The sequence below is a fragment of the Chryseobacterium limigenitum genome, from assembly GCF_900114875.1.
In the GTDB taxonomy this organism is placed as follows: Bacteria; Bacteroidota; Bacteroidia; order Flavobacteriales; family Weeksellaceae; genus Chryseobacterium; species Chryseobacterium limigenitum.
This window is the reverse complement of sequence record NZ_FPKW01000006.1, coordinates 180,859-192,740: the sequence shown is the minus strand read 5'-3', so window position 1 is coordinate 192,740 and position 11,882 is coordinate 180,859. Positions and strand designations below refer to the sequence as shown.

General features: G+C 35.3%; 7 protein-coding genes. 6 read left to right on the top strand and 1 reads right to left on the bottom strand.

The annotated features are described in order from the left end of the window. Window positions 1-38 precede the first annotated feature (38 nt). Both BT156_RS10135 and BT156_RS10130 read left to right on the top strand, forming a co-directional pair. Window positions 39-1,037, top strand: coding sequence for a polysaccharide deacetylase family protein (locus tag BT156_RS10135; protein WP_072409731.1), 999 nt, complete (start codon window positions 39-41; stop codon window positions 1,035-1,037). Then, complete coding sequence (locus tag BT156_RS10130; RefSeq protein WP_072409729.1) at window positions 1,034-2,113, top strand: GNAT family N-acetyltransferase; 1,080 nt, start codon at window positions 1,034-1,036, stop codon at window positions 2,111-2,113. Before BT156_RS10135 ends, BT156_RS10130 begins: the two co-directional genes overlap by 4 nt. A gap of 32 nt (window positions 2,114-2,145) precedes the next feature. On the opposite strand, the gene BT156_RS10125 is transcribed toward BT156_RS10130, so the two are convergent. Beyond that, window positions 2,146-5,025, bottom strand: coding sequence for a M16 family metallopeptidase (locus tag BT156_RS10125; RefSeq protein WP_228430084.1), 2,880 nt, complete (start codon window positions 5,023-5,025; stop codon window positions 2,146-2,148). 425 nt (window positions 5,026-5,450) lie between these two features. Here BT156_RS10125 and BT156_RS10120 point away from each other — a divergent pair, with 425 nt between their 5' ends. The 4 genes from BT156_RS10120 (at window position 5,451) to kdpC (ending at window position 11,869) form a co-directional block, all read left to right on the top strand. Continuing rightward, window positions 5,451-6,779, top strand: a complete 1,329-nt coding sequence (locus tag BT156_RS10120; protein ID WP_072409727.1) for a sigma-54-dependent transcriptional regulator — start codon at window positions 5,451-5,453, stop codon at window positions 6,777-6,779. Window positions 6,780-7,306: 527 nt separating this feature from the next. Then, window positions 7,307-9,001 (top strand): potassium-transporting ATPase subunit KdpA, encoded by a 1,695-nt coding sequence (gene kdpA / locus BT156_RS10115; RefSeq protein ID WP_072409725.1) that lies wholly within the window; start codon window positions 7,307-7,309, stop codon window positions 8,999-9,001. Between the two features lie 164 nt (window positions 9,002-9,165). Continuing rightward, window positions 9,166-11,205: a potassium-transporting ATPase subunit KdpB gene (gene kdpB / locus BT156_RS10110; RefSeq protein ID WP_072409723.1), complete on the top strand. Its 2,040-nt coding sequence runs from the start codon at window positions 9,166-9,168 to the stop codon at window positions 11,203-11,205. Between the two features lie 106 nt (window positions 11,206-11,311). After that, window positions 11,312-11,869: a potassium-transporting ATPase subunit KdpC gene (gene kdpC, locus BT156_RS10105; RefSeq protein WP_072409720.1), complete on the top strand. Its 558-nt coding sequence runs from the start codon at window positions 11,312-11,314 to the stop codon at window positions 11,867-11,869. The last annotated feature ends 13 nt before the right edge of the window (window positions 11,870-11,882 follow it).

Genomic DNA, 11,882 nt, shown 5'->3' with positions numbered 1-11,882 from the left:
AATTTTCAATCTTAATTTAAATAGATTCTTTTTATTTTATGAAAGACCGAATCATAAATTTATTAGCCAATTTTGCAGGAAATGATATCGAAAAATCGTTTCCTCTTCCCTATTGTTTGTCTGTCTACCACTGTGTTTCTGATGAAAACCTACTTCATCTTAATCATATCATCAACTATAAAAATGTAAAGCAGTTTGAGCAGGATCTGGATTACTTATCAAAGTATTTTCAGTTTGTGAATTGGGAAGAATTTAAAGATTTTATCAAAGGAAATTTTAAACCTAAAAAGAAAATTGCCTTACTTACTTTTGATGATGGTTTTAGGGAATTTTATGATGTTGTCGTTCCGATTTTAGAAAGAAAAGGAATTTATGCCGTCAATTTTATCAATCCGGCTTTCATTGATAATAAAGATTTGATGTTTCGCAGCAAAGCAAGTTTGATCATTAATGAAATTGAAAAAAATAAAGATATAAGCCCAGAAATCTATAATATTCTTCAGTTTAAAAGTGATTCAAAATCAAAAATTAAACAGAAAATATTACAGCTAAATTATCATCAAACAGATACTCTGAATAAGCTTACGAGAGCACTTGAAATCAATATTAGTTCATTTTTAAAAGAACAAAAACCTTATTTAAGCTTCGACCAATTAAAATCATTAACTCAAAAAGGATTCGGAATTTCCTCGCATAGTTGGGATCATCCTTTGTACAATGAGTTGTCTTTAAGTGAAAAACTAGAGACGACCAACAAAACATTTGACTATTTAAATATTAACAATTTTCTATACGAAAGTTTCGCTTTTCCTTTTACAGATTTCGGAGTGGAAAAGTCTTTTTTTGACGAATTATTTAAAAATAAAAACATGTTCTGTACTTTCGGAAGCGCAGGAATAAAGCTCGACAGCGTTTCAAAAAACCTCCAAAGAATCCCGATGGAAACAGGGAAAAACGCTGAAACAATATTAAAAAAAGAAATTTGTTACTATCAATTAAAAAGTATTTTCAATAAAAATAAAATCATAAGGAAATGATACATTTAAAGACATTTAATAAAAAACAATTGGGGGAATTTGTATCATCCGGAGATTTCAAAAAATACGATTTTTTACCAATTACAGCGCATAGAGCTCGATCTCACATCAATAATCCAAAAGCAAATGATGATCAAACGTTACTTATTTTAGCGTTTGACGATGAGAATTTAGCCGGTTATATCGGTTGTTTTCCCGATAATTTTATCATTGATGGAAAAGTGTTTAATTATGCATGGCTGAGTACGTTATATGTAAGCAGTAATTTTCGAGGAAAAAGGATTGCTCAATCCCTTTTACAAAAGGCATTTGAAGAATATAACGAGAATCTTGCGCTCACAGAATTTACAAAAGAAGCAGAAGGACTTTATAACAAAATGGGGACTTTTGAATACATCCGGCCTAAAGTTGGCAAGCGATATTATTTCCGTACAGATCTTGCAACGATAATTCCTTCAAAAAAGCCTAAAACAGAGAATCTAAAGCCAATTTTCAGCTTGGGAGATGCTCTGTTAAATACTTTTATTTCAGTAAAAAACTGTTTCATTCAAAAACCTGATTTCAAATTTGAAATTCTTGATAAAGTGGATAGTGAAAGCGTTGATTTCATTTCAAAATTTCATAGTAACCGAAATGCTGAGGAACTCAATTGGGCAATAGAAAATCCATGGGTTTTAGAAAGTAAAAACAAAGAAGAAAACTATTTATTTTCCAGCTTTTCTGAGAGCATCAACTATTTCTGGATAAAAATTTATGACAAGAAAAATGTTTTAGAGACTTGTGCGCTTTTGTTTGTACGAAATGGTCACTTAAAAATTTCTTATCTGTTTTCAGAATCTGATTTGGAACAATTCGTTACATTTTTAAGCTATTTTGTCGTTAAGAATAAAATTAATTATTTAATAAGCTATCAAACAGAATTCAACAAAAAAGCAGAATCGATGAATATATTTCCAAAAATCCATCAGCGAAATATGGAAAGACGGTATATGTTCCACAAACAGCTTATTAAAAACCTTCCCAATGGCTTTGATCCTAATTTTCAGGACGGCGATGGTGATTGTGTGATGACATAAAAAAAGAGGCTTTTTTTAAGCCTCTTTTAATTTTAATGTCCAAAAATATCTTTTAAAGTCAATTCTTTGAACTCTCCCATTTGGTTAACGGCTTCCATATTCAGGTTTTCTCGTTTCCCGATAATGGCTGTATTGAAATGTACAGGTTTTATTTCTGTCTGATAAAACTTATTCACATCATCAAATTTCAGACTTTGGATCTGCTGATAAATATCTTTCCTAAAATCATGCGAAATGCCTATTTTTTTTAACCTTAAGGTATTGAAGAAAATAGTTGTTCTGGTAATTCTCGTTGATGCAATTTGTTTCAATGCTGCATTTCTGGCATTTTCAAACTGAATGGGCACTTCAGGAAGTTCATTCATCAATTCGCTCATCGTATCAACTGCAATTTGCAATTTATCCGGCTGAGTTCCGATGTACGTTGTGATATAATCCGGATGTCCGGATTCTGAATTGGCAGCGTAAGAAACATACGCAGAATATGCCAAACTCTTACTCTCACGGATCTCCTGGAAAACAATCGACGACAATCCTCTTCCGAAATATTCATTGAAAACATTGATCTTTCCGAAGTTTGCGGTGTTGACTTCATTTCCTCTTCCGATTTTGCTCATCTCCATCTGCACCATGTCGTAGTTCATGAAATAAACATTTCCTTTCGTTTCCGGTTCAGGATATTTTTTAGGCTCAGGAATTTGAAGACTTGCCGTTTCAATATATTTTTCGATATAATTAGTAAAGTTTTCAAAGCTTTTCCCGTAGAAAAACACTTGATAAGGATAATCAAACAGTTTTTTCATTCTGTCTGTAAATACCTCAACGTTGGAACTTTCCAGTTCTTCTTTCGAAATAATATCTGTAAAACGGGAGAATTCTCCAAGCTTTGTATAATTTGTCAAAGCTGTCATAATACGGTTTTTATCTTTTTTTACTGCTTCACGATTTTCAAGGATAGTTTCTACAAACTGATTGTAGATTTCCTGATCTGGTTGCACGTTATGCATCCAGTGTTGAAGCAACTCAATTCCTTTTTCAAGATTTTCTTCTAAACCGCTCAATGAGATCAAAAGCTGATCGGCAGAGGTTTTAAAGTCATTGCTAACCCCGATTTTAAAGAACTCTTTTTTAAGATCTTCGGGTGAAAATTTTTCTGTTCCGAGATACTGAAGAACTTGCGTAGAAATTCCCAAATCTCTGTCATGATCACTTCCAAAAGGGAAAATAAAATGAGCCTGAGCAATTTCGTTATATTTATTTTTAACGAAACTCAGTTTTTTATCTTTAACCGAAGTCGTTTTTATTTCTTTTTGATAATCAATAAATTCAGGTTGAATATCTTCTGTCTTTTCAGCTAAAATCTCTTGTAAAAACTCAGATTGAGCCTCACGGTTGATTTTTATAGGGGTAATTCCCGGGTTATCAACTCTCAATAATTTATCGTTAACTCCTTTTTCTTTGTTGATGAGAACGTAATTATCTTTAAAAAATTCATTCGAAAAATCTACAACTTCCTGTTTGGTAACAGTAGAATATTCATCCATCTCGCTTAATTCCTCTTCCCAAGATCTGCCTTTGATGTAAGTATCATAAAGATTTGTTGCAAGACCATCGGCTGTTTCCAGCGTTTTCATTCTTTGAAGTTTAAAATCATTGATGATGGCAGGAAGCATCCAATCCGGAAAATCTCCTTTTTTCAATAATTCGATCTGTTCCAACACCATTTCCTTAGCTTCATTCAAGGTCTGCATTTCTTTCGGAACAGCAACAATTGAAAAATATCCGTATTCTTTTAACCCAACAGAAAAAGCCTGTGCCCAAAGCATTCTTTGCGTCTGATTGATATTTAAATCTAATAATCCTGCTTCTCCTCTATTGCTTAAAATATTTGCTATAATATCAGCTAATATCGCTTCTCGGCTCCCATAGCTGTCGGTTCTCCAAGCTAATTGAGTTCTTGGTGTCGTCGGGCTTTTTACTGTTCTTTCTACAATTTCAGTAAGTGGTTTTTCAATAATTGGAGTTTTCTTTGGTAATTCTTTGTAAGGAATAGCTCCGAAATACTGATCTACAAGTTGAATCGTTTCTTCAAAATCCAGATCACCCACCAAAACCATGGCATAATTATTAGGAACATAATATTCATCAAAATATTTATGAATAGCCTTCATAGAAGGATTCTTCAAATGTTCCGGCTTCCCTAAAGTCGTTTGCTGACCGTTAGGATGAGTCGGAAAAAGAGCATCCATCAACTCATAATTCACCAATCTAGAATCATTATCCTGCGCTCTGTTGAATTCTTCGTAAACGGATTCTAATTCAGTGTGAAAAAGCCTTAATGTCAATTCAGAAAATCTTTCTTTCTCGACTTTCAGCCATTTTTCAAGTTCGTTATTGGGAATATTATTTTTGTAAACGGTTTCGTCAAACCAAGTGTGGGCATTCGTTCCGCTTGCGCCTAAGGAAGAAATTACCTTATCATATTCATTCGCAATCGCATACTGGCTTGCTTGCTGAGAAACTTCATCTATTTTTGTGTAGATTTCTTTCTTCTTTTCAGGATCTTGTTCTGCTTTATGCTGTTCGTATAAGTCAGAAATCTGGTCTAGTAAAACCTTTTCCTTTTCCCAGTTTTGAGTTCCTAATCTTGAAGTTCCTTTAAACATCATATGCTCAAGATAATGCGCCAAACCTGTATTATCGGACGGATCGTTATTACTTCCCGTTCTTACAGGAATGTAGGTCTGAATCCTCGGAGCATCAAAATTTTGAGCAAGAAAAACTTTTAACCCGTTTTTCAGAGTATAGATTCTTACTTTATTTTCGTCCTGAGTTATGGTAGTATATTCGTAGTTATTTTTATCGGTATGAATCGTCTCCTTATATCTTTTGTCGGTCATATATAAATTCATTTTCATTCGTTTAAGATAAGAATGTATACAAATGTAAGCAATCAAAAAAGAACACTTTCTACTTTTTCTATTATTACATCTATTGTGACGATTATTAATTACTTGCCACTTACTCATTATTTATTTTTCAGGAGCTGTTTCGCGCTATCCACTCATACTCCTCACGCCGACCCTCCCCACACCAAACCCGCCAGCTTTCCCACTTCCTGTTGCGGGGTAACCGTTACTATCGCGGCTAGGCTTTTGTCGGTAAATTATTATGCAGCCATCCAATCAGTTAAGATTTTTTTTCGTTGGACTGTTACATTATTTTTCTTCCAAAAACCTTGACAAGGCTCACAAACAATAAAATCCTCTTCAGCTTTCTTTGCCTTTTTACAAAATAATTATCTAAGTTTGCACTAAGTTTTCCAAAAATAACAACCATGTCCGGAAACATTCTGATCATCGATGATGAGATCAAGCTCCTGAAATTATTAGGAATGATCCTTTCCCAAGAAAATTTTAACGTAAAAGAAGCTTCCACAGCGCGCTCTGCAATGACGATGCTCGAACAGTACGACTTTGATGTTGTGTTAAGTGACGTCCGGCTTCCCGATGCTTTCGGAGTTGATCTTGTAAAATCCATCAAAACAAAATATCCTCACCTTGAAATTATTTTAATGACCGCCTTCGGAAATATTACCGATGCCGTTCAGGCAATGAAAAACGGAGCTTACGATTATTTAGTAAAAGGCGATGATAACGAGAAAATTATTCCGTTGGTCTATAAAACGCTGGAAAAAGCAAAAGATAATAAATCCAAGACCGTTCAAAAGAGTAATATTCAAAAAGGATTTAATCAAATCATTGGAATTTCTCCTTTAATTATTCAGGCTAAAAAACTGGCAGAAAGAGTGGCTTTAACAGATGCAACCGTTCTTTTAACAGGAGAAACCGGAACCGGAAAAGAGGTTTTTGCGAACGCCATTCATGAGGGAAGCGACAGAAAGAAAAATAACTTTGTAGCGATCAATTGTTCTGCATTCAGCAAAGAAATTCTGGAAAGTGAACTTTTCGGGCACAAGCAAGGTTCTTTTACCGGAGCCATAAAAGACAAAAAAGGGCTTGTAGAAGAAGCTAATGGCGGAACTTTATTCCTTGATGAAATTGGTGAAATGCCGATTGAGCTTCAGGCAAAATTACTTCGCGTCCTGGAAACGAAAGAGTTTATGAAAATGGGTGAAACAAAGGTTTCAAAATCAGATTTCAGATTAATTGCCGCCACCAACAGAAATTTAGAAGACGAAATAAAGCAGGGACATTTCAGGGAAGATCTTTATTTTAGGTTAAACGTTTTCGAGATCAATCTTCCTCCTCTTCGTGAAAGAAAAGATGATTTAAAAGTTTTAGCTAAAAATTTTATTGATATTTTTTCAAATAAACTGCATTTGTCATCCGTTCAGGTTTCCCCGGAATATTATAAAGCCTTAGAAAAAAACGACTGGAAAGGAAATATCCGTGAATTAAGAAATACCATCGAAAGAAGTTTGATCTTAATGAATGACAATATGCTGGATACAGAAAGTCTTCCGCATTATTCCGAAAAAACAGTTTCTGCTGATAAAGATTCCTTGAGTATGAGATCTTTGGAAAAAGAACATATCCAAAAAGTAATTCAATATACAAAAGGAAACAAAGCCGAAGCAGCGCGATTACTGGAAATCGGCATTGCAACCTTGTACCGCAAATTGGAAGAATACGAACTGCGATGAGTTTGAGGGTTGGAGAATCTTAGTGTTTAAGAGTTTTAAATTATTACGCTAGAATTCGCTTATAGCTTACTGCTTCTCGCCTAAAGCATCCTATCATTATAATAAAGAGCCTATCATTTTGATAGGCTTTTCTGTTTTGTGGCACCATCTAAAAACCGCATAAAACACTATCAATAAAACACTTACCTCTAATATTAGCAAAATGGTTCTTATTTTGGCATATAGGATTTAAATAAAATATTCTAAAAATGACAATTTCAAGAAAAACGTTCAAAAAACGGGAGCATTCAAAATTCAGCTTTTTGATTGTATCGTATGTACTTTTTACTTTATTAACCTTAATTGTAACATCATGATGCTCATTAGTTTGATACTGCTTTTCGCAGTAATGTTTTGGCTTTTGTACAAATCTGTTGATTTTTTCGACAAAATATAAAAATTATGTGGAGTTTATTTATCCTTTCAATACTAGCCTTTGGGTACATCTGTTATGTTTTAACGAAACCTGAAAAATTTTAATCAAAATCATGAATACAGAAATTTTAGGCATCATAGCGATGTTCGCGATCACATTAGTTATTGGTATTTTCTTAGGGAAATACATTGCTGATGTTTACGGTTATAAAAAGACTTTTTTAGATAAAATTTTTCAACCGATTGAAAATATTATTTATAAAATTTCAGGGATCAACCCGGACCGTCAGATGACTTGGAAACAGAATATGTTTGCCATGCTGGCCATTAATTTAGTTTGGTTCATCATCGGATTTTTCATCTTATTAAATCAGTCATTCCTTCCCTTAAACCCAGACGGAAACCCGGATATGTCGCCCGATCTGGCTTTTAATACAACAATTTCTTTCTTGGTTAACTGTAACCTACAGCATTATTCGGGAGAAACGGGAGTCAGTTATTTAAGTCAGTTGTACTTAATGTTTTTACAGTTTGTAACGGCTGCAACCGGGATGGCTGCGATGGCAGTACTTTTCAAAGCATTTAAAGAAAAAACAACGACCGAATTAGGTAATTTTTTCGATTTTTTCACGAAATCAATAATCAGAATATTAATTCCGATAAGTATTGTTGTGGCTTTTATCCTTTCTGCCAACGGAACTCCGATGACTTTCGAAGGGAAAGATCATATCACCAATCTGGAAGGTCAGAAAGTTGATGTTTCCAGAGGCCCAGTTGCTGCTTTTGTGGCAATCAAACATTTAGGAACAAATGGTGGAGGTTTCTTCGGAGCGAACTCTGCCCATCCTCTTGAAAATCCGAATTACATGACCAATATGACTGAAATGGTTACTCAGATGATCATTCCTTTTGCGTTGGTTTTTGCGTTAGGATTTTATTTAAAGAAAAGAAAACTTTCTTGGACTATTTTCACCGTAATGACCATCGGTTTTCTGGCATTAGCCGTTCCGAATGTTGTGAATGAAACTCAGGGAAATCCATTAATTACAGAAATGGGAACCGACAATCATTTGGGAGCGATGGAAGGTAAAGAAATTCGTTTCGGAAGTGCTTCTTCAGGATATTGGAGTATTGCGACAACCGTAATATCTACAGGTTCTGTAAACGCAATGCATGACAGTACGATGCCACTTTCAGGAATGAATCAGCTTTTAGCGATGATGATCAACTGCTTCTACGGCGGTTGCGGAGTCGGAATTCTAAACTACTTTATATTCATCATTCTTGCGGTATTTATGAGCGGTCTGATGGTAGGAAGGACACCTGAATTTATGGGTAAAAAGATTGAAGCCAAAGAAATGAAAATCGCGATGATCGTTGCTTTATTTCACCCTTTTTTAATTCTTGTAGGAACAGCTTTAACAGCTTATATGCCTGAATTCGGAGCGAAAACATTGAACAATCCTGGATTCCATGGTTTTAGTGAAATGTTGTATGAATTTACTTCATCATCCGCCAACAACGGTTCAGGATTTGAAGGATTGGGAGACAACACCCCTTGGTGGAATATCTCAACAGGAGTTGTACTGCTGTTATCAAGATTTATCCCGATCATAGGCCCGATTGCAATTGCAGGATGTTTAGCTCAGAAAAAATACATTCCGGAAAGTGCAGGAACTTTGAAAACGGATACCGCAACTTTTGGATTTATGACTTTAGCGGTCATTCTTTTAATCGCTGCCCTGTCTTTCTTCCCTGCACTTACTTTGGGACCAATTGCAGAACAACTTCAATATTTTTCTAAATAAAAATTAAAATCAATTGTAAGCCATTAAGGAATTGAAAAGAGTAAGACAACTAGTCTAAATCTCATAGAATCATTCACTTGAATAACATTATCCATTTCATCACTTATCTCTTTATTCACCTTAATGGTTACCATTGATTACAATTATATAACTATTTCAAAAAAATGAAAAATCAATCACAGACATTGTTTCAAAAAGATTTGGTCAACGAAGCCATCAGACAGTCTTTCGTTAAGCTGAATCCGAAAATCATGTTTAAAAACCCTGTCATGTTTCTGGTAGAAATCGGAACAATCGTCATGTTCATCGTTAGCTTATTTAGCTTATCGGGTGACAAATCGCAAGGCAGTTTCGCATATAATTTTTTAGTATTTATCATCTTATTTTTCACTGTTTTATTCGCCAATTTCGCAGAAGCCATCGCAGAAGCAAGAGGAAAAGCTCAGGCAGATACCCTGAGAAAGACCCGTGAAGAAACTCCGGCTAAATTAATTGTAGACAACAAACCCGGATTTCAGGTAGAAACAGCCTTAAAAATGTCTGCTGAAATGAAACTGGGAGATATCTTTCTTTGTGAAGCAGGCGACCAGATCCCGATGGATGGTGAAATTATCGAGGGTTTAGCAACAATCGATGAATCAGCAATTACAGGAGAAAGTGCGCCCGTGATCAGAGAATCAGGTGGAGATAAAAGCTCCGTAACAGGCGGTACGAAAGTGCTTTCAGACAGAATAAAAGTAAAAGTCACCACAAAACCGGGTGAGTCCTTTCTAGATAAAATGATTGCCCTTGTAGAAGGCGCATCAAGACAAAAAACACCTAACGAAATAGCTTTAACCATATTGTTAGCTGGGTTTACCCTTACTTTCATTATCGTTACAGTTACTTTAAAACCTTTTGCAGATTATTCGCAGACGCCTATCACTATTGCGGCATTTATATCACTTTTCGTTTGTTTGATACCCACAACGATCGGAGGTCTGCTTTCTGCGATTGGAATTGCAGGGATGGACAGAGCCTTAAGAGCCAATGTTATCACAAAAAGTGGTAAAGCCGTTGAAACTGCGGGAGATATTGACGTTCTGCTTCTTGATAAAACAGGAACGATCACCATCGGAAACCGTAAAGCAACGCAATTTCACCCATCAAATAATATTGATATTAATGAATTTATAAAAGCTTCGGCATTAAGTTCTGTTGCCGATGAAACTCCGGAAGGAAAATCTATTATTGAATTAAGCCAATTAAAATCTGAAGACTTGCTTGTTCCAAATCCTGTCTACATTGATTTTACGGCTGAAACCAGAACTTCAGGTATTGATTTTGAAAACACAAGAATTAGAAAAGGAGCTTACGACACAATTAAAAAACTGACTGAAAAAGCAGGAAACATTTTCCCTCAGGAAACTCAGGAAGCAACAACTAAAATTTCTGAAAACGGAGGAACTCCATTGGTCGTTTCTGTGAATGAACAGGTTTGGGGAGTTATTGAACTTCAGGATATTATTAAAACAGGAATTCAGGAACGTTTTCAACGATTGAGAAAAATGGGTGTGAAAACAGTGATGGTAACGGGAGATAATCCTCTAACCGCAAAATTTATCGCTGAGAAAGCCGGTGTAGATGATTTTATCGCAGAAGCCAAACCTGAAGATAAGATGAATTACATTAAAAAAGAACAGCAGGAAGGAAAATTGGTCGCGATGATGGGTGATGGAACGAATGACGCGCCCGCCCTAGCCCAAGCCGATGTTGGCGTTGCGATGAACAGTGGAACTCAAGCCGCTAAAGAAGCGGGAAACATGGTTGATCTGGATAATGATCCAACAAAACTGATTGAAATCGTAGAAATCGGAAAACAGTTATTAATGACTCGCGGAACGCTGACGACTTTCAGTATTGCGAATGATGTTGCTAAATATTTCGCTATTATTCCGGCGTTGTTTATAACGTTTATTCCGGCACTTCAGAAATTGAATATTATGAATCTTCACAGTCCGGAGTCCGCGATTTTATCAGCCATTATTTTCAATGCAATCATCATTCCGATCCTGATTCCATTGGCTTTAAAAGGCGTTGCTTATAAACCAATCGGAGCAAGCGCATTGTTAAGAAGAAACCTTTTAATTTACGGTTTGGGAGGAATTATCGCACCATTCATCGGAATAAAGATTATCGATTTATTTGTCAGTCTATTCTTTTAAAAGGCCGGGAGGTTGAAGCTGGAGGCTGGAAGTGAACACAGGAACGTTTTAACTTCCATCATCCCTCTCCCATCTTCCATCCATTTAATTCAAAAATTTAATAAAAATGAAAAATTATATTGTATCAGCATTCAGACTCACTATCGTCATGCTGGTTATTGTAGGCATCTATTTGATCATTGTGTATGCAGGTTCAAAAGTATTGCCTAATCAGGGAAATGCAGAGATCATCAATCATAACGGACAAAAATTTTATGCCAATATCGGTCAGGATTTTAAATCTCCGAAATATTTCCACGGTCGCCCGTCTGCTGTAGATTATAATGCGGCAGGAAGTGCAGGAAGCAACAAAGGACCGAGCAATGAAGAATATTTGCAGGCCGTTCAAAAAAGAATCGACACTTTAAAAATGCAGAATCCGGAAATGAATACCGCAAAAGTTCCTGTAGAATTGGTAACCGCAAGCGGAAGCGGATTAGATCCTGATATTTCTGAAGAAGGCGCTTTATACCAAGCTAAAAGAATTGCAAAAGAAAGAAATATCTCTCTGGAAAAAATTGAAAATCTTATTAATATTAAAACAGAGAAACCTATTTTTGGACTTTTCGGGCCATCAAAGATCAATGTTTTAAAACTAAATATAGCTCTTGATCAATTAAAATAAAATTATTAATTTT

Excerpts from the sequence above, each read along its gene's own strand:
- BT156_RS10135 (WP_072409731.1), top strand. The coding sequence starts at position 39 with ATGAAAGACCGAATCATAAATTTATTAGCCAATTTTGCAGGAAATGAT.
- BT156_RS10120 (WP_072409727.1), top strand. The coding sequence starts at position 5,451 with ATGTCCGGAAACATTCTGATCATCGATGATGAGATCAAGCTCCTGAAA.
- kdpA (WP_072409725.1), top strand. The coding sequence starts at position 7,307 with ATGAATACAGAAATTTTAGGCATCATAGCGATGTTCGCGATCACATTA.
- kdpC (WP_072409720.1), top strand. The coding sequence starts at position 11,312 with ATGAAAAATTATATTGTATCAGCATTCAGACTCACTATCGTCATGCTG.
- BT156_RS10125 (WP_228430084.1), bottom strand. The coding sequence starts at position 5,025 with ATGAATTTATATATGACCGACAAAAGATATAAGGAGACGATTCATACC.
- BT156_RS10130 (WP_072409729.1), top strand. The coding sequence starts at position 1,034 with ATGATACATTTAAAGACATTTAATAAAAAACAATTGGGGGAATTTGTA.
- kdpB (WP_072409723.1), top strand. The coding sequence starts at position 9,166 with ATGAAAAATCAATCACAGACATTGTTTCAAAAAGATTTGGTCAACGAA.